15 protein-coding genes are annotated in these 17,972 nt (G+C 73.9%); 7 read left to right on the top strand and 8 right to left on the bottom strand.

Going from position 1 to position 17,972, the window contains the following annotated elements:
• Window positions 1-34 precede the first annotated feature (34 nt).
• The 6 genes from pcaB to ACFXPL_RS20790 all read right to left on the bottom strand — a co-directional run bounded on the left by pcaB (window position 35) and on the right by ACFXPL_RS20790 (window position 7,868).
• Entirely contained in the window at window positions 35-1,414 is a 1,380-nt protein-coding gene (pcaB, locus tag ACFXPL_RS20815) for a 3-carboxy-cis,cis-muconate cycloisomerase (protein WP_384921330.1), read from the bottom strand.
• The gene (locus ACFXPL_RS20810; RefSeq protein ID WP_384921327.1) at window positions 1,411-3,378 is read right to left on the bottom strand and encodes an FAD/NAD(P)-binding protein; all 1,968 of its coding nucleotides are present in this window, start codon (window positions 3,376-3,378) and stop codon (window positions 1,411-1,413) included. Before ACFXPL_RS20810 ends, pcaB begins: the two co-directional genes overlap by 4 nt.
• A complete protein-coding gene (locus ACFXPL_RS20805; protein WP_384921325.1) occupies window positions 3,375-4,565 on the bottom strand; it encodes an FAD-dependent monooxygenase in 1,191 nt (396 codons plus the stop codon). Before ACFXPL_RS20805 ends, ACFXPL_RS20810 begins: the two co-directional genes overlap by 4 nt.
• Before the next feature lie 9 nt (window positions 4,566-4,574).
• Complete coding sequence (locus ACFXPL_RS20800; RefSeq protein ID WP_384921322.1) at window positions 4,575-6,146, bottom strand: class I adenylate-forming enzyme family protein; 1,572 nt, start codon at window positions 6,144-6,146, stop codon at window positions 4,575-4,577.
• A 60-nt stretch (window positions 6,147-6,206) separates the two neighbouring features.
• Window positions 6,207-6,764 carry an SRPBCC family protein gene (locus ACFXPL_RS20795; RefSeq protein WP_384921319.1) on the bottom strand — a complete coding sequence of 186 codons (558 nt, stop codon included), beginning with the start codon at window positions 6,762-6,764 and terminating at the stop codon, window positions 6,207-6,209.
• A gap of 117 nt (window positions 6,765-6,881) precedes the next feature.
• On the bottom strand, window positions 6,882-7,868 hold the full coding sequence (locus ACFXPL_RS20790) for an NADPH:quinone reductase (protein ID WP_384921316.1): 987 nt from the start codon (window positions 7,866-7,868) through the stop codon (window positions 6,882-6,884).
• Between the two features lie 369 nt (window positions 7,869-8,237).
• Between ACFXPL_RS20790 and ACFXPL_RS20785 the strand changes: the two genes are divergently transcribed.
• Window positions 8,238-10,271, top strand: a complete 2,034-nt coding sequence (locus ACFXPL_RS20785) for a heavy metal translocating P-type ATPase (protein ID WP_384921313.1) — start codon at window positions 8,238-8,240, stop codon at window positions 10,269-10,271.
• A gap of 33 nt (window positions 10,272-10,304) precedes the next feature.
• On the opposite strand, the gene ACFXPL_RS20780 is transcribed toward ACFXPL_RS20785, so the two are convergent.
• Entirely contained in the window at window positions 10,305-11,342 is a 1,038-nt protein-coding gene (locus tag ACFXPL_RS20780) for an NlpC/P60 family protein (protein WP_384921309.1), read from the bottom strand.
• 262 nt (window positions 11,343-11,604) lie between these two features.
• Between ACFXPL_RS20780 and ACFXPL_RS20775 the strand changes: the two genes are divergently transcribed.
• The 6 genes from ACFXPL_RS20775 to ACFXPL_RS20750 all read left to right on the top strand — a co-directional run bounded on the left by ACFXPL_RS20775 (window position 11,605) and on the right by ACFXPL_RS20750 (window position 16,815).
• Window positions 11,605-11,973: a BlaI/MecI/CopY family transcriptional regulator gene (locus ACFXPL_RS20775; protein WP_329822284.1), complete on the top strand. Its 369-nt coding sequence runs from the start codon at window positions 11,605-11,607 to the stop codon at window positions 11,971-11,973.
• Complete coding sequence (locus ACFXPL_RS20770) at window positions 11,970-13,001, top strand: M56 family metallopeptidase (protein WP_384921306.1); 1,032 nt, start codon at window positions 11,970-11,972, stop codon at window positions 12,999-13,001. The genes ACFXPL_RS20775 and ACFXPL_RS20770 overlap by 4 nt, the downstream gene beginning before the upstream one ends.
• A 192-nt stretch (window positions 13,002-13,193) precedes the next feature.
• Window positions 13,194-14,432: a cytochrome P450 gene (locus ACFXPL_RS20765; protein ID WP_384921303.1), complete on the top strand. Its 1,239-nt coding sequence runs from the start codon at window positions 13,194-13,196 to the stop codon at window positions 14,430-14,432.
• Window positions 14,433-14,481: 49 nt separating this feature from the next.
• Window positions 14,482-14,679: a ferredoxin gene (locus ACFXPL_RS20760; protein WP_384921300.1), complete on the top strand. Its 198-nt coding sequence runs from the start codon at window positions 14,482-14,484 to the stop codon at window positions 14,677-14,679.
• Window positions 14,676-15,857 carry an NAD(P)/FAD-dependent oxidoreductase gene (locus tag ACFXPL_RS20755; RefSeq protein WP_384921297.1) on the top strand — a complete coding sequence of 394 codons (1,182 nt, stop codon included), beginning with the start codon at window positions 14,676-14,678 and terminating at the stop codon, window positions 15,855-15,857. Before ACFXPL_RS20760 ends, ACFXPL_RS20755 begins: the two co-directional genes overlap by 4 nt.
• 118 nt (window positions 15,858-15,975) lie before the next feature.
• Complete coding sequence (locus ACFXPL_RS20750) at window positions 15,976-16,815, top strand: SDR family oxidoreductase (RefSeq protein WP_384921294.1); 840 nt, start codon at window positions 15,976-15,978, stop codon at window positions 16,813-16,815.
• Between the two features lie 83 nt (window positions 16,816-16,898).
• Here the strand turns inward: ACFXPL_RS20750 and ACFXPL_RS20745 are convergent, their stop codons facing one another.
• The gene (locus ACFXPL_RS20745) at window positions 16,899-17,720 is read right to left on the bottom strand and encodes an NADPH-dependent F420 reductase (protein ID WP_384921292.1); all 822 of its coding nucleotides are present in this window, start codon (window positions 17,718-17,720) and stop codon (window positions 16,899-16,901) included.
• Window positions 17,721-17,972 lie beyond the last annotated feature (252 nt).

Genomic DNA, 17,972 nt, shown 5'->3' with positions numbered 1-17,972 from the left:
GCCGCCTCGGGGTGTACGGCCTCGGGTACGGCCTTCAGGAAGAGGTACGCAGCGCGCGGTCGACCAGCGGGCCGGCCGCCCCGGTGTAGCCGACGGGATCGCACAGGGTCGCCAACTCGGCTTCGTCGAGGCCGAGTCCGGGAATGTCACCCAGGACCTGGGCCAGGGGGCGTCCCGTCTCCTCGGCCTCCCGTGACGCGTCGTCCAGCAGCTCTCTGGCGGCCTCGCCGCCCCGGCGGGGCGCGAGTACGGAGACGATCCGCTCGGCACTGGTCCGGGATCCGGTCAGCTCCAGGTTCTCCCGCATCCGCTCGGGCCGCACCCGCAGCCCCTCGGCGAGCTGTACGGCGGTGTGGGCGGCGCCCCCGGCCAGGCGCAGGCACTCGCGCAGCGGCTGCCACTCCGCGTGCCAGGCGCCGGCCGACCGCTCGTCCTCGGAGACCAGACACTGCGTCAGGACCGAGGCGATCGGCGGGACCTGTATCGCCGCGCTGCGCAGCATGGTGGCCAGCACCGGATTCCGCTTGTGGGGCATGGCCGAGGATCTGCCCCGGCCGGGCGCGGTGGGTTCGGCGACCTCGCCGACCTCGGTCCTGACCAGTGACTGCACATCGACGGCCAGTTTGCCCAGCGCCCCGGCGGTGAACGCCAGGGCCGAGGCGAGATCGGCCACCGGGGAGCGCAGCGCGTGCCAGGGCAGCACCTGCCGGGCGAGCCCGGTCTCCTCGGCGAAGGCCGCGACCAGCTGGTCGGGGTACGCGGCCGCCGCCGCCCCGGTGAGAGGGGCGGCGGCGAGATAGCCGGCCAGGGTGCCCGCCGCTCCGCCGAGCGACACGGGCAGAGCCGCGTCCACCGCGCCGAGCCGCTGGGCGGCGTCCAGCACGAGCCGGCGCCAGCCCGCCGCTTTGAGACCGAAGGTCGTGGGCACCGCGTGCAGCGCCAGGGTGCGGCCCGCCATCGGGGTGTCCCGGTGTTCGGCGGCCAGACGGGCCAGCGCGTCGGCGGTGGTGCGCAGATCCGCCCGGATCAGCCCCAGCGCGCGGCGCGCGACCAGCATGGCCCCCGTGTCGAAGACGTCCTGGCTGGTGGAGCCCCGGTGCACCCACTCGGCGGCCTCCGGGTCCCGTTCCCGTACCGATTCCCTGAGCGCCGCCACCAGTCCCACCACGGGGTTGGCGGTCTCCCGCGCCGCGAGGGCGAGCGCCCGCAGGTCGAACCGCTCGGCGCGGGCCGCCCGGGTGATCGCCTCGGCCGCGGCGGACGGGACCACACCGAGCCGGGCCTGGGCCCGGGCCAGCGCGGCCTCCGCGTCCAGCACGGCCTGGAGCCAGGCCAGGTCGCAGACGGCTGTCTCGACGGGGGTTCCCGCGCGTACCGGCGAGAGCAGTCCCGCGTCGATGAGGGTGCCGCTCATACGATCACCTCCGTGAAGCGGCTGGTCCCGGCCGAGGCCGCCCGTACGGGCGCCTGCCGGGCGGGGGCGAGGGCGAGGACGGCATGGGCGATCGCGTCGGCGTCGCCCAGGGTCACCGAGTCCACCCCGGGACGGACCCCGGCGGCGGTGACCCAGTGCACCGACTCGGTCGGGACGCCGTAGGCGAACCGGCGCGGGTGGGGCCGGCCCTGCCCGTCGACGACCCGGCACGGCCGCTCGGTGACGGCCAGGCCGCCCGTCTCGTGACGGACGCCGCACTCCCCTTCGACGCGGTAGGGGCGGCACTGCTCGGTGAGGAGCAGATGCCGCAGCAGCGGGTCGGCGGTGTGCCGTACGTCGGGCGGGGGCAGGCGGGCCTCGATCAGATGCCGGGACCGTACGGGCGGGCCGGGCACCACCGCCGACCGGGCGACGAACGCGGGCCGTTCGGTGTCGACGTGGATCTGTGTGCCGGGGCCGGTGAGTTCGAGGATCCCCGCCTCGATCAGAGCGATCATCTCCTCCGTCCTGGAGGCCGGGGGACCGATGGAGAAGAACGCGTTGAGCGGGGTGTACCAGCCTTCCAGCTCGTCGAGGTGCGAGCCGCCTTCGAGGCCGCCGTGGTCGACCACCAGACGGATCTCGTTGCGCAGGTCGCGCAGGACGTCCAGCGCCGCCTTGAGCGGGCCGCTGACGTTTCCCGCCCGCGCCTCCCGCACGTCCCGCGCCAGGTACGTGAGCAGCCAGCCGCGGAAGTCCTCCCGGTCGGTGAACGTCCGCCCGTGGCAGGGCCGGGAGAGGCGTTCCCAGTCCCAGCGATCGGCGGGCGCGACGCCGTGGTCGTCCAGCAGCGCGGCCCGCCGCCCCGGCGACGCGGACAGGTAGCGGCGTACGAACTCCTCCGCCCCGGCTCCCCGTGCGGTCAGCAGCGTCCCGTAGTAGACGCTCTCCACCTCCGCGGCGATCAGCGGCCACACGTCGGCCCGGAAGCGCACCCGCCCGCCGTGCCGCGACCGGTCGCGCAGCGCGGCGATCACTTCGGTGGTGAGCAGGCGGGGGGTGTACCTGCCGGAGGCACCCTTCTCGTTCTCGCCGCGCGCGTGGTACGGCACGCCGCGGCGGGAGCTGGCGCAGAGGCGCGGCTCGCGGCCGGAGGGCCGGTAGACCAGCCGGCCTCCGACGCGTTCGAAGACACCGCCCCGCCCGGCGGTGAACAGCGCCATGTGGTCGAAGAAGTTCAGACCCAGACCGCGCAGCAGCACCGTCTCGCCCGGGCCGACGCGGTCCGTGTCCACATCGGCGGGGTTGGCGGGCGGCAGGTAGGTGAGGTGATGGATACGGGCCAGGCTGGCCGTCCGCTCCTGGTGCGGCGTCAGACGCGCCGGGACGTGCCCCTGGGCCAGGACCACGGAGTCCAGGTCGTGGATCCTGGTCCCGTCCGCCAGCCGGACGCCCTGCGGCCCGCCGGGGACCCCGTGGGTGTCCGCCATCGCGACCGCGCGCGAGTGGTGCACCGTGACGGTGACGTGCGCCGGGGCCCGCGCGACCACCCGGCGGAAACAGGCCCGCAGATAGTGCCCGTACAGGGCGCGGCTGGGATAGGAGTCCGGGCCCAGCGTGCGCGCCTCGGCCCGTACGGCGTCGTCGTACCCGCCCTGATCCCCGAAGCGCCCCGGACCGGCCGCCCACTCGTACAGGCTGGGGCCGGGTTCGACCGGCCCCGCGGTCCGCGTCCTCGCGTCGGTGAACACCGTGATCTGGGACGCCACGGTGTTGGTGAGCAGGTGGCGGGACTGGTCGGTGCGCCAGACCGCGCCCGCGCCCGGCGCGGCCGGGTCGACGACGTGCACGGTGACGGACCGGTGGGAGGGCGCCGCCCGCTCGTTGGCGCACAGCCGTTCCAGGAAGCACAGTCCGCGCGGCCCGGCGCCCACGAGGCACACCGTCAGACGGTCCCCGCTCATCGCCCGGCTCCGGCGGCGCCGGACGCGCGCGCTCCGTGCATCCAGGCCACATGGTCGTGCAGGTCCGTGCCGGACAGCTCCGACAGCATCTGGTTCCTCGCTTTCGCCTCGGCCCCGGCCGGGTGCCACAGCCGGGTGCTCGCCCGCGCGGCGTGGGTGATCCGGGCGGTACGGTCGTGTCGTTCCGCGTGGTACTTCTCGAACCGTTCGGGGATCGCGTCCGTGTCGTCGTCCAGCAGATCGCCCAGCACGACCGCGTCCTCCAGGGCCTGGCAGGCGCCCTGAGCGGCGTAGTGCAGCATCGGGTGGGCCGCGTCCCCGAGCAGCGTCACCCGCCCGTCGGTCCAGCGGTCCACGGGGTCCCGGTCGACCAGCACCCAGGACTTCCACTCCTCACCCAGGGCCAGGAGCCGCCGCGCCGTCCCGTCCAGGCAGGCGAACGCGTCGCGCACCCGCTCCCGGTCCACGGGAACTCCGGCGAACGGCTCGGTGACCCCGTTCTCGACGCTGGGGGCGAGATTGAGGTACCGGCCGCCGCCGATCGCGTAGTGCACGAAGTGGCGGCCGGGCCCGGCCCACCAGGTCACGGCGTTCCACCGCAGCTCCTCGGGGACGCGCTCCATCGGGATGACCGTGCGGTACACGGTGATGCCCGAGACGCGCGGCGCGCCGTCGCCGACGAGCTGCCCCCGGATCGCCGAGTGGATCCCGTCGGCGCCGATCACCGCGTCCCCCGTGACCAGCTCCCCGCCGTCCAGGAGCACGGTCGCGGCGGAGCCGTGCTGCCGGTAGCCGGTGGCCCGGCTGCCCGCGCGCAGTTCGATCGCCGGGGACCGGCGGCAGGCGTCCACGAGCAGCCCGTGCAGTTCGCCGCGGTGCACCACGACGTACGGATTGCCGAAGCGGCGCCGGTAGACGCCGGTGAGCGGCAGGCTCGCCACATGCTCACCGGACACACCGTCCATGAATCTCAGTTCGTCGATGTGCACGGCGCGGGCGCGCACGGCGTCTCCGAGACCGAGGCGGTCGAGGGCGTGGAGCCCGTTCGGCGCGAGCTGGATGCCCGCGCCGATCTCCGCGAACGTGCCGGCCCGCTCCAGCACCACGGCCCTGTGCCCGCGCCGGGCGACGGCGAGGGCCGCCGCCAGACCGCCGATACCGCCCCCGACGATGACCGTCTTCGCCATGCCGCCCCCCTACGTGTCCTGGCCGGCGGTGGTCAGCCGCCGTGCCAGTTCGAGTCGCTTGATCTTCGTGGTGGCGGTCTGCGGCAGGTCCGCCAGACGCCACTGCACCGGCTCCGCCATCGCGGGCAGCCCGGCCACCGCCCCGCGCCACGCCTCCCGGTCGAGGGGTTTGTCGTCCTTGGTGCACACCACGGGTACGGCGGTGCCGTCAGGACCGGGGATGATGATCACTTCGGTGAGCGCGTCCACCTTCGCGAACAGGGCGTCCTCGACGGCGAGCGTGCTGCCGAACCCGGGGATCAGATCGACCTCGCGGTCGAGCAGGTGCAGACACCCCCATCTGCTCCGGTAGCCGACGTCGCCCATCCGCCACCAGCCGTCGCTGAGCTGCCGGGCGTAGCGCTCCGGCTCGCCGAGGTAGGTCGTGATCCGTCCGTCGCTCCGCACCTCGATGTGGCCCGGGTTGGATTCCGAGGGGGGCCGCCCGTCGCGGCTGACCACCCGGACGTCGGTCATGCCGGGGAAAGGCCTGCCCACGCAGCGTCCGTCCGCTTCCGGACCGCGCCGCCGCGTGTAGGCGCGTACCACCGTGGGGCCCACCTCGCTCTGTCCGTAGAGCTGCCCGAACAGCGGGGCCCTGCGGCGTGAGGCGCGGAGCAGCCGGTGCACGGTACGGGGATGGATGGCGTCGAACGTGCTGCTGAACAGCTTGACGTTGGCGAGTGGTTCGCGCGGATCGTCCGCCAGGCTCTCCCAGCGCATGAACGTGTTGGGGTGGGCCTCAAGGATCCCCGGCCGGATCCCGGCGAAGAGGCCGGCCACCCGCTCCGGGTCCGCGTCGGACAGGACGACGATCGGGAAGCCCTTCAGCAGGGAGATGGCCAGTGCGGTGAACAGCCGCGAGTGGACGAACGAGACATGCATCGCGATGGTTTCCCGCTTGCGGACGATCGGTTCGACGGCCAGCCGCTGCGGGCGGTAGCGGGCCTGAAGCGTCCGTCCCGTGTGTACGGCCAGTTTGGGCAGGCCCGTGGTGCCCGACGTGTGGGTGATCAGGGTCGGGTGGTCGGGGGGCATGGTCACCGGGGCTACCCGCCGGACGCCGGTGAGGTCCGCCAGCGACACGGCACGGTCGTGGTGACCGGAGGTGAGCAGGACGCTCCCGGCCAGGTCGAAGACCGTGCCGGGCAGTGAACCCTCCAGCGTGGCCGGGTCGGTGACGAGATGGGGCCGGTCCGCGCGGCGCATCAGCTCGGCCACCGTGTCGCCGTCGAGCTGGGGCGAGAGCAGTACGGGCACCGCGCCGACGCGGCTGATCGCGCAGGCGAGAAGGGTGATGTCGAAGGTGTCGGACGTGTGGACCACGACGTGTTCGCCGGGCCGGACCCTCGCCTCCCAGAGCCGCGAGGCCTGTTCGGCCACCAGCTCCGCCACCTCCGCGACGGTGGCCCGGCGGCCGAGGTCCGGCGCCAGGGCCAGATCGTGGTCGAGGACCAGTACGTTCGCCGGATGCCGGGACGCCGCGCGCTCGAAGAGCGTCCCCAGCCGGATTCCACGGTTTCCTATGCGCTGCAGCAGCATCTGGCCGCCTTCCCTTCGGTTGCTGCGGAGAGCCGGGGTTCGGTTCCGGGCGGTGCCGGTTCAGCTCTTCTCGACGACCTGCTTGATCCGCTGGACGGTGGCCGTGATGTCCGCCGTGAGCTTGGCCGTCCAGTCGGCGAAGAACCTCTGCTTCTCCGCCGGGTCCATGCCGGCGGTGATCCCGCGGATGCCTTCGGTGTGCCGGCCCATCCAGAAGCGGTGCACCAGGACACAGCCGTGGTCCGTGGCCCGCGTCTCGAACGACCAGACGCTCTCCTGCCGCCGCCCGGCACGGTCCCGGACCGCCCAGTGAAAGGAGCTGCCCGGCTCGGCCTCGACCACCTCCGACTCGGTGGTCCACCCGCCGCGTACGACGGGGGCCCAGGCGACCACGTCCTCGGGCCGGTGGTTCTCGCCGCGGAAGACCGCGCCCACGGTCGCGGGGGTGCCGGAGATCCACTGCCCGCCGGTGCACTCGACGCTCCACTCGCCGCTGCGCGGCAGGTCGCTGACCGTGGCGTACACCGCGTCCGGGGACGCGTCGACGTGTGTCTCGGCGCTGACCTGGAAGGCCGGGGCGCTCTTCGGCGGGGTGCTCTCGAATTTCGAATCCGTCATGGCCGGAAGCGTCGCCAGTGGCGTGGAACCCGGTCAACGGACGCCGCACGGATCCGTCAGGTCGGCTCCGCCGGGCGGGGGCCCGGTCCGGGCGTCCGCTGTGCCGTGACGGCCGGTTCAGGCGTCGAGGTCCGGGCGCAGGACCACCCGCCTGCCGTGCAGGTGCCCGCCCTCCAGCCGGGCGTGGACCTCGGCCGCGGCGCTCAGCGGTGCCTCCTCGACGGCCCGGGAGCGCAGACGCCCCCGCGCCAGAAGCCGGTTCACCGTACGGGCGGCATCGGCGAGTTCGGCGGACGTGGCGCGTGAGATGACGAAACCGGTGACGGAGCCGTCCTTGAGGTACAGCGGCCCCACGGGGAGTACGGGACGTGACCGGAGGCCGGCGAGTACCACCACACGGCCGCGGAAGGCGAGGAGGCCGACCGCTGTGTCCAGGTCGTTCCACCCCGCAGCGTCGACGATCAGGTCGAACCCGTGGGGCGCGAAGTCCATGCAGCGCCGGGCGAGTTCGGGATCGCGGTAGTCGGCGAAGCCGGCCGCTCCGAGGCCGCGGCAGTACTCCTCGTCGCCGGAGCGGGCCGTGGCCATCACCCGCGCGCCGGCCTCGGCGGCGAGCACGACCGCCGAGCCGCCCACGTTCCCACCGGCCCCGACGACGAGGACGGTCTCCCCGGTGCGCAGCGCGCCGCGGGTGAACAGCGCGAGATACGCCGTGGCCGCCGGGTGCAGCACGGCCGCGGCGGCCGTGGGGGAGGCCCGGTCCGGCAGGTGGTAGAGCCGGTCGACCGGCACCACCACGCGCTCCGCCGCGGCCCCCTGCCGTCCGCCGTGGCCGAGGCTGTTGCACCACACCACGTCCCCCACGGCGAAGCCGGCCGCCCCCGCGCCGGTGGCGGAGACCGTGCCGACCACGTCACGGCCGACGACGAACGGAAAGGTCACCGGGGTCCGCCAGGCGCCGGAGCGTATGAACGTGTCCACCGGGTTGACCGTGGTGGCGAGGACATCGACCAGCACGTCCGTCGGGCCGCCCACGGGCGGGGGGAGTTCACCGAACCGAATGGCGTCCGCCGGCCCGAACGCCTCTGTGTACGCTGCTTTCATGGGCGCATGGTGGCACGGGGCCGGCGCCGTGCACGGTTCGCGCCGGGGCACTTTGTCAGTGGCGCACGGGCGGGCCGCCGCCCCCGCGGCCCCGCAGCCCCCGCTGTCCCGTCGCCCCCACGGCCCCGCAGCCCCCGCGGCCCCCGCTGTCCCGTCGCCCCCGCCGCCCACCGCCCTCGTCCACGTCCCGGGTGCCTCCCGCCGTCCCTACGGTGAGGGCATGGCATCGAGCCCGCGTCCAGCAGGTGCGCACCCTGTGCGGGAACCGGCGGCCCCGGGCATCGCTCTCGGGCATAAATGAAGAGGTGTTCATTCTTTCCTGTACGGTGAGCGCGTCGCCCCGTGCCGCCGTACGCCGAAGGAACCCGTATGTCTTCCGCCCTCGCCGAGCGCCCCGCCCCCGACTCGGCCCCGCCCGGCCGGAGTACCGCCGCGCCCCGGCGCCGTACGCGCGTCCTCGCGCTGCCCGAGGCCCGCTGGGCGGCCACGGCGCTGGCGCTCTTCCTGGTCGCGCTCCCGGCGCAGCTGGCCGGCGCCCCCGCCTGGAGCTGGGGTCCGCTGTACGCGGCGGCCTACCTGACCGGCGGCTGGGAACCGGCCCGCGCGGGGCTGCTGGCGCTGAAGGAGAAGACCCTCGACGTCGACCTGCTCATGATCGTCGCCGCCCTCGGCGCGGCCGCCATCGGGCAGGTGATGGACGGCGCGCTGCTGATCGTCATCTTCGCCACCTCCGGCGCGCTGGAGGCCCTGGCCACCGCGCGCACCGCCGACTCCGTACGCGGACTGCTCGACCTCGCCCCCGCCACCGCGACCCTGCTGGACGCCGACGGCGAGGAGCGGACGGTCGCCACCGCGGACCTCGTCGTCGGCGACGCCGTCCTCGTCCGGCCCGGTGAGCGCGTCGGGGCCGACGGCCGGGTGGCCGACGGGGCGAGCGAGGTCGACCAGGCCACCATCACCGGCGAACCCCTGCCCGTACCGAAGGCGGCCGGGGACGAGGTCTTCGCCGGGACCCTCAACGGGACCGGCGCACTACGGGTCACGGTCGAACGGGACGCGTCCGACTCGGTGATCGCCCGGATCGTGGCGATGGTCGAGGAGGCGTCCGGGACCAAGGCCCCGACCCAGCTCTTCATCGAGAAGGTCGAACAGCGCTACGCGGTCGGCATCGTCGTCGCCACCCTCGCCGTCTTCGCGATCCCGCTGGGCTTCGGCGCGCAGTTGACCGACTCGCTGCTGCGGGCGATGACCTTCATGATCGTCGCCTCGCCGTGCGCCGTGGTGCTCGCCACCATGCCGCCGCTGCTCTCCGCCATCGCCAACGCCGGACGCCACGGGGTCCTGGTCAAGTCCGCCGTCGTGATGGAACGCCTCGGCCAGATCGACACCGTGGCCCTCGACAAGACCGGCACCCTCACCGAAGGCACCCCCCGCGTCACCGACCTCCGCCCGCTGCCCGGCTCCGGGCTCTCCGAGGACGCGCTGCTGAGCCTCGCGGCGGCGGCCGAGCGCCCCAGCGAACACCCGCTGGCCCGCGCGGTCGTCGGCGCCGCCCGCGAACGCGGCCTGGCGCTCGCGGAGGTACGGGACTTCACCTCCGCGCCCGGCGTCGGGGTGACCGCCGTCGTCGACGGCCGTACGGTCGCGGTCGGCGCCCCGGCCCGGCTCCTGGCCGACGGGGACGGCGGTACGGGCGCGGAATCCGGCGTGGTCGCGGCTTCCGTCGCGGTCGCGGTCGCCGCCGTCGTCGCGGAGCTGGAGGACGGCGGCCGTACCGCGGTCCTCGTCCGGCGGGGCGGCGTCCCCGTCGGCGTGCTGGGCATCGCGGACCGGCTGCGGCCCGACGCCGCCGCCACCGTCGCCGCCCTCACCACCCTGACCGGCACCGCGCCGACGCTGCTGACCGGCGACAACCCGCGCGCCGCGGCCCGCCTCGCCGAGGAGGCGGGCATCACCGACGTACGCGCCGGACTGCTGCCCGAGGACAAGGTCGCGGCCGTACGGGAGCGGGAGGCGGCCGGGCACCGGGTGCTCGTGGTCGGCGACGGCGTCAACGACGCCCCCGCACTGGCCGCCGCCCACACCGGCGTCGCCATGGGCCGGGCCGGCTCCGACCTCGCGCTGGAGACCGCCGACGCCGTCGTCGTCCGCGACGAACTCGCCACCATCCCCGCCGTCGTCGCCCTCTCCCGCGCGGCCCGCCGCCTCGTGGTCCAGAACCTCGTCATCGCGGGCGTGTTCATCACCGGCCTGGTCGTCTGGGACCTGGCCGGCCACCTGCCGCTGCCCCTCGGCGTCCTCGGACACGAGGGCTCCACCGTCATCGTCGGCCTCAACGGCCTGCGCCTGCTGCGCGACGCGGCCTGGCGCCGGGCGGCCGAACCCGGCCGGGCCGGCCGGTGAACACGCCTACTGGGCAGGTCGGGTGACGGTACGTCAGATACGTACGCCCCACATGAACGGCATACCGCTCCGCGCGATCGACTCGTAACGGACCTGCGCCCCGGGCTTGGGTGAGTGGAGTATCTGGCCGTTGCCGGCGTAGAAACCCACATGGCTCAGGTCGGTGCGCATGATGATGAGGTCGCCCGGCCTCAGGTCCCCGAGGGAGTTGACACGGGTCCCGGCGCTCGCCTGGGCCTGCGAGGTGCGGGGGATCGAGACGCCCGCCTGCTTGAAGGCCCAGGAGGTCAGTCCCGAGCAGTCGAAGGAGCCGGGACCGGTGGCCCCCCACACGTACGGCATGCCGACCCGGCTCTTGGCGGCGGCGAACGCCGCGGCGCCGCGCGACGACGCGCTGGCCTCGTTGCCCAGCTCCACGCGGGCGCTGTCCCGGTTGGCGCGGTCCTCCTGGGCGGTGATCTTGGCCCGCTCCTCGGCGCTGAGCGTGTTGAGGAGCTTCTGCGCCGTGGCCAGCTTGCCCTGGATCTCCTGCTTCTTGCGCCCCAGCTCGGCCCGGGTGTCGCGGAGTTCCGTCAGCTTCGTGGCGGCCTGCGTGCGCTGCTGCCGTACCTCGCGCTGCTGGGCCTGGAACTGCTGGAGGTCGCTCACGTCGCGGGCGCCGAGCTGGTCCATGACGGTCGCCTGGTCGAGGTAGGCGTCCGGGTCGGAGGAGAGCAGGAGCTGCATGGACGGGGCGAGGCCGCCACTGCGGTACTGGTCGGCGGCCATCGAGCCGATACGGTCGCGCAGTTCGTTGAGGTCGGCCTGCTTGCGGGCGGCGGCGTCCTGGAGGGCGTCGACCTCCTTCTGGAGGGTGCCTGCCTTCTCCTTCGCGCCGCTGTACTTCTCGGTCGCCTGAGTGGCCTCCTCGTAGAGGCGGTCGACCTGCGCCTTGACGCCCTTCTTGGTCGGGTCGGGGAGGGGGTCGGCCGAGGCGGACTGTGCCGACAGGGCGACCGCGGCCGTGGCGGTGGCCGTGAGCATCGTTCCGTAGGCGTTGCGCTGCGGCTTGGGACGGCGGTGGGACGCCACGATGGGGCAGCTCCTTCTCTGTCTCCGACTCCGGTGACTCCGACTCCGGTCCGAATCGGCCGTTCGAATACTAAGCACGTTAGCTCTTCAGCTCCAAGGGCGGGTACGGCAGCCGCAGATGGAGTCCTTCGACTCGTCATGGCGCGCTGCCGGGAGCGGCGCACATTCTGCTGTACTGCTAAGTCGATTGGCTCTGAGTGCCCGGTCCGGTCCGGAAGCTACGATGAGCGGTCCGGGGGCGAGGGGAGCGAGGGGAGCGGCTGTGCGACAGCTTGGCGAGCTTGAGGCGGAGATCATGCACCGCCTCTGGGCCTGGGGCCGTCCCGCGACCGCGCGCGACGTGCTGACGGACCTCAACAAGAAGCGCCCCCTCGCCTACAGCACGGTCAAGACCGTGGCCGACATCCTCTACCGCAAGGGCATGCTCCGGCGCGAGAAGGAGGGCCGGGCCTGGGTGTACGAGCCCACCGGCACGCGCCAGCAGTACACGGCGGCCCTGATGCAGGACGCCCTCGGCGGCAACCCGGACCCCGCGGGCGCCCTGGTCAGCTTCGTGGAGCAGATCACCCCGGAGGAGGCCGACGCGCTGCGGGCCGCCCTGCGGACCGCGAAGCGGCGGAGCGGGGCATGATCGCCGCCCTGGCGCTGACCGGGTACGCGGTTCTGGTGGGCGCCGTGGCGCCGTACGGTCTGGCGAGAGCGCGGTGGGCGCACCGCGCCCCGGCCGTCGCGGTGCTGGCCTGGCAGGGGCTGATGGTGACCTTCGTGGTCTCCGTCGCGCTGGCCGCGTACCACCTGGTGCTGACCGAGGAGCATGTGCACCGGGGCGTCGTCGGGCTGCTCAGCATCTGCGGCGTGGCGGCGGACGCCCCGGTCGGCTCGGGGGGCGCGCCGGTTGACTCCGGGGGAGCGCCGGTCGGCTCCGGGGGAGCGCCGGTCGGCTCCGGGGGAGCACCGGCCGTGCCGTCCGCCGCGCCCGGCGCGTCGTCCGCCGTATCCGCTGCGCCCCCGGCCGGTGGAGCTGTCCCGCTCCTGGTCCCGGCGGCGGTCGTGCTCCTCCCGCTGGGCTCGCTGCTGCGTACGGCGTGGCGCTCGCGCCGGGCCAGGCAGCGCCGGCTCGACCTGCTCGCCCTCGTCGGCGTCCCGGCCCCCGAGTACGGTGCCACCGTCGTGGAACACGACGTACCGGCCGTCTACTGCCTGCCGGGGCGGCGCCGGCGCGTGGTCGTCTCGCGCGGCGCGCTGGACGTCCTCTCCGACGACCAGCTCCGCGCGGTCCTCGCCCATGAGCACGCGCATCTCGCGGGCCGCCACCACCTGCTCCACATGGCGACCGACGCGTTCGCCCGTGCCTTCCCCGGCCTGCCGCTCGCCCGGCACGCCCGGGCGCAGACCGCGCTGCTGCTGGAGATGGCCGCGGACGACCGGGCGCTGCGCCGCCATCCCCGGGAGACGCTGGCCGCCGCGATGTGCGAGGTCGCCGCGGGCCGGGCGCCCCGGGGTGCGCTGGGCGCGGGCGGACCCGGCACGCTGATCCGGGTGCGCCGGGTCCTCGCCCCGCAGCCGAGGCCGCACCGTGCGACCTGGCTCGCGATCGTGGCGGCCTCGGTCGCGGCGCCCGTCTTCCCGCTCCTGCTCACCTGCGGGCCGACGCTCTGAGCCGTACCGCCTGACGTGCACCGCCCGATACGGGCGAACCAGGCCAATCTCCCCATTGGGTCGTGATCTGCGTCACGTCAGGGTTATGTCAGGTAACTGGCTGGAGCGCGTCAGTCCGCTCCCTTTCCATGGTGTGCAGTCGAGTTGTTCAACCTCCCGGACCTCGGCCCCCCACAGCACGGAGGAGACGCCATGACCGAGACCCTGACCTGCCCCGCGGGCGGCGCGTCGGCGCTGCCGGAGTACCCGCTGCCGCGCGCCGAGCGGTGCCCGCTGGCGCCGGCTCCGGCCACGCAGGAGCTGCGTACGGAGAAACCGATCACGAAGGTGCGGATCTGGAACGGCGGCACGCCCTGGCTGATCACCCGCCACGCCGACCAGCGCACCCTGCTCACCGACTCCCGCGTCAGCGACGACGACCTCGACCCGGGGTTCCCGTACGTCAACGCGCACCGGGCGCAGATCGCCCCGGTGTCGCCGCGGATGATCACGAACACGGACGCGCCGGAACACACCCGTCTGCGCCGGACGGTGAACGGGCCGTTCGTCGTCAAGCGGATCGAGAAGATGCGCGAGCCCATCCAGAAGATCGTCGACGACCTGATCGACGAGATGCTGGCCGGACCGGCCGAGGCCGACCTCCTCAAGGCGTTCGCCCTGCCGGTGCCGTCCCTCGTGATCGCCGAGCTGCTCGGGGTGCCGTACAAGGACCACGAGTTCTTCCAGACCAGCAGCAGCACGGTGCTGGACAGCACGGTGGCGCCGGAGAAGGCGCGCGAGGTCAGCGGCGCCCTGGCGGCGTACCTGGACAAGCTGCTCGGGGAGAAGCTGGAGCACCCCGGCGACGACGTGCTCTCGGAGATGGGCGGACGCGTCAAGGCCGGTGAGATGAGCCGGACCGAGGCCGTCCACATGGGCGTCGCCATGCTGATCGCCGGTCACGAGACCACCGCGACGATGATCAGCCTGGGCACGCTGGCGCTGCTGCAACACCCCGACCAGCTCGCCCTGCTGCGCGAGACCGACGACCCGAAGGTGGTCGCGAACGCGGTCGACGAGGTGCTGCGCTACCTGACGATCGTGCAGACCGGGGTACGGCGCGTCGCCAAGGCGGACATCGAGATCGGCGGCGTCGTCATCAAGGCCGGCGACGGGATGATCTTCGACCTGCACGCGGCGAACTGGGACCCGGAGGCGTTCCCGGAGGCGCAGCGCCTGGACCTGACCCGGCCGGCGCGCACCCACCAGGCGTTCGGGTACGGGCCGCACCAGTGCCTCGGCCAGAACCTCGCCCGGCTGGAGCTCCAGGTCGTCTACAGCACCCTCTACCGCCGGATCCCCACGCTGCGGCTGGACGCCCCGCTGGAGGAGCTGGAGTTCGACCACACCGGGACGACCTACGGGGTGCACAGCCTGCCGGTCGCCTGGTAGACCCCTCTCACCACCATCAACCCCCCACGATCTAACAGAGGTGAACACCATGCGCGTGGAACTGGACGAGCCGAAATGCGTGGCAGCGGGACAGTGCGTGATGGCCTCCCCCGAGGTCTTCGACCAGCGGGACGACGACGGCGTCGCGATCGTGCTGGAGGAGCACCCTGACGACGGCCTCCTCGACGGGGTGCGGGAAGCCGTGGCCATCTGCCCGGCCGCCGCGATCCGACTGGTCGAGCAGTGAAGCGGATCGTCGTCGTGGGCGCCTCGGCCGCCGGGCTCGCGGCGGTCGAGACCCTGCGCAGGGAGGGGTACGACGGCACCCTCACCCTGATCGGGGACGAGCCGAGGGCCCCGTACGACCGGCCCCCGCTCTCCAAGCAGATCCTCTCGGGCGAGTGGAGCCCCGAGCGGCTGCCGCTGCGCCCGGCCGCCGACCTCGACGCCCTCGGCCTCGACCTGCGGCTGGGGGCGGCGGCGACCGGGCTGGACACCGCGGACCGTACGGTACGGCTGGCGGACGGGACCCGGGTGGCGTACGACGGGCTGATCGCCGCCACCGGGGTACGGCCCCGGCGGCTGCCCGGCGTGGGCGCCCATGTCCTGCGCACCCTGGACGACGCCCTCGCGCTGCGGGACCGGCTGGGTCCCGGGCGGCACCTGGCGGTGGTCGGCGCCGGGTTCCTCGGCGCGGAGGCCGCCGCCGTGGCCCGGCGGCTCGGCGCGCGGGTGACCCTGATCGAGCCCGCCCCCGTACCGCTGGCCCACGCGGTGGGCACGGCGGTCGGAGAGGTGCTGTCGCGGGCCCACCTGGAGCACGGGGTGGATCTGCGCACCGGCGTCTCCGTACAGGAGATCACCGAGGACGGTGTGCTCCTCGGCGACGGCGGCCTGGTCGAGGCCGACGAGGTGCTGGTCGCCGTCGGGTCGCTGCCCAACACCGAGTGGCTGGCGGACAGCGGGCTGACGGTGGGGGACGGGCTGGTGTGCGACGCGTACTGCGAGGCGGCCCCCGGTGTGTACGGGGCGGGCGACGTGGCCCGCTGGCACAACCCGCTGTTCGGCGTGGACATGCGGATCGAACACCGTACGCACGCGGCGGAGCAGGGCATGGCCGCCGCCCGCAACCTGCTCCGCCCGGACGCGCGCAAGCCGTTCGCGCCGGTGCCGTACTTCTGGTCGGACCAGTACGACATGAAGGTCCAGGCGTACGGCTATCTGCGCGGCCATGACGAGGTCGCCGTCGTGGCCGGGGACCTGGCGGAGCGCCGGTTCGTGGCCGCGTACCGCACCGGGGACCGGGTGGCCGGGGCCCTCGCGGTCGGGATGCCGCCCAAGGAGATCCGGCAGTGGCGCCAGGCCATCGCGACGGGCGCCTCCTGGCAGGGGACCGTGCCGGCCGGGGCCACCGAGGCGGCCTGACCGCCGTTCACCGGACACCTGGCCGGACACCTGGCCGGACGACGTGCCGGACAACGCGCCGGGCAATGCTCCGGGCACGCGCCGGACAACTCACCGGACAACGAGAAAGAGGCCGTTCATGCAGGAGCGTACGTACGACGACGCGCGGGACGTGGTGGTCGTCACCGGGGCGGGGGGCATGGGGTCGGCCGTCGCGCGGCGGCTCGGCAGCGGGCGGACGCTGATCATCGCCGACGCCTCACAGGGCCAACTCGACCGGGCCGTGGACGCGTTGAGCGCCGAGGGGTACGCCGTACAGGGCGTGCTCACCGATGTGTCCGACCGGGCGTCCGTCGAGAAGCTGGCGGACACGGCCGCGGGCGAGGGGCGGCTGACGGCCGTCGTGCACACGGCGGGCGTCGCCGCCGCCACCTCGTCGGCGCGGAAGATCTTCGACGTCGACCTGCTCGGCACGGTCCATGTGATCGAGGCGTTCGAGCGGGTGGCCGTCCGCGGCACCTCGCTCGTCTGCGTCTCCAGCATGGCCGGCCACTACGCCTCGCTGAGCCCCGAGGACGAGGCCGCCCTCGCGACGGCCCCGGCGGGCGAACTGCTCGCTCTCGGCGCGGTCGCCGCCGTCGGCGAGGACGCGACGGCCGCGTACATCCTGGCCAAGCGCGCCAACCACGTACGGGTGGAGGCCGCGGCGCTCGCCTGGAACCTGCGGGGCGCCCGGATCAACACCGTCAGCCCCGGGGTCATCTCCACCGCGATGTCGCGGGCCGAGGTCGACGCGGATCCGGAGGGACACATGCTCAGGATGGTCCAGGCGTGCGGCGCGGGCCGTACGGGCACGCCCGGGGAGATCGCCGACGCCGTGGCCTTCCTCGCGGGGCCGCAGTCGCTCTACATCACGGGCACCGACCTGCTCGTCGACGGCGGACAGGCGGCCTGGATCCGCCGGCACATGAAGCACTGACGGAAAGCACGGTGGTGAAGCACTGACGGAAAGCACCGTGCTGACGCGCCGACAGGAAGTGGTGAGGCGCGGTCGTCCCCGGCTCAGTCGTCGGTGATGGCCGCGCTGCTGCCGCCCGCGGGGGCGCGGTCGGTCGTGGCGGCCAGTTCCCTGACCCGGTCGGCGGGGAGCACCGCCCCAGGCGTCTCGAAGAACCAGCGCCGCGTCGCCTCCTCGTCCAGCCCCATGGGGCGCGCTGCCATGTACGGCAGTACGTAGCCGGAGGTGCCCGGCTCGCTGCGCCAGCTCTCGGTGAGCGGGCCGATGTCCACCGCGTCGTAGCCGATCAGGTCCAGCAGTCGCGCCACCCGCGCCTTCGCCTCCGCGTCGTCACCGGCGAGGGGCAGGGCGCTGCGGTCGGCGGCGCCGGCGGGCCGGGCGCTGGTGAACAGACGGCGGAAGTCGATGTTGTTGAACGCCTTGACCACCCGGGAGCCGGCCAGGTGCCGCTGCACCAGCTCGCTGCTGGTCAGCTCGGCGGCGTCCAGCTCGGCGACGCGGTCGTCGCGCTCCGGGTAGTAGTTCATCGTGTCGATGACGACCTTGCCGGCCAGGTCCGCCGGGGAGAGCCGCTGGTAGGCGTGCAGCGGGATGGTCGCCACCACCAGGTCACCGGCGCGGGCGGCCTCGGCGGGCGTGGCCGCCCGCGCGTGCGCGCCGAGTTCGCCGACGAGGTCGGCAAGGGTCTCGGGGCCGCGCGAGTTGCTGAGGACGACATCCAGGCCGGCGGCGACGGCGAGGCGGGCCAGCGCGCTGCCGATCATGCCGGTGCCGATGAGTCCGAGGGTCCCGATGGTGTCGGGCTGAGGCGTGGGCCGGCTCGGGTCCGGGCTCTGGCCGTGGTTCTGGTTCTGGTTCTCGGACATGGTGCGGCATCTCCGTCTCGATCGTGCATACGCATCGCCAAAGTGAAACTCGGTCTCACAGTAGAGCCCATGACTCGCTCCTGCAATCCAGGTTCGGATGAAAGGCGTCGGGAGGGAGGGCGCGGCGAGGGAAGGCGCAGGGAGGGAGGGCGCGGCGAGGGAAGGCGCGACGAGTCCGCCCAGGTCCCGTACGTTCGCAGGGGGCCTGGGCCGGCCTGGGGTCTGAGTCGGCCTGAGGGGGGCTGAGGGGGG

The organism is Streptomyces sp. NPDC059092 (assembly GCF_042756365.1).
Classification (GTDB): domain Bacteria; phylum Actinomycetota; class Actinomycetes; order Streptomycetales; family Streptomycetaceae; genus Streptomyces.
Note: the sequence above shows the minus strand (reverse complement) of the source record. Positions and strands in the feature narration are given on the sequence as shown.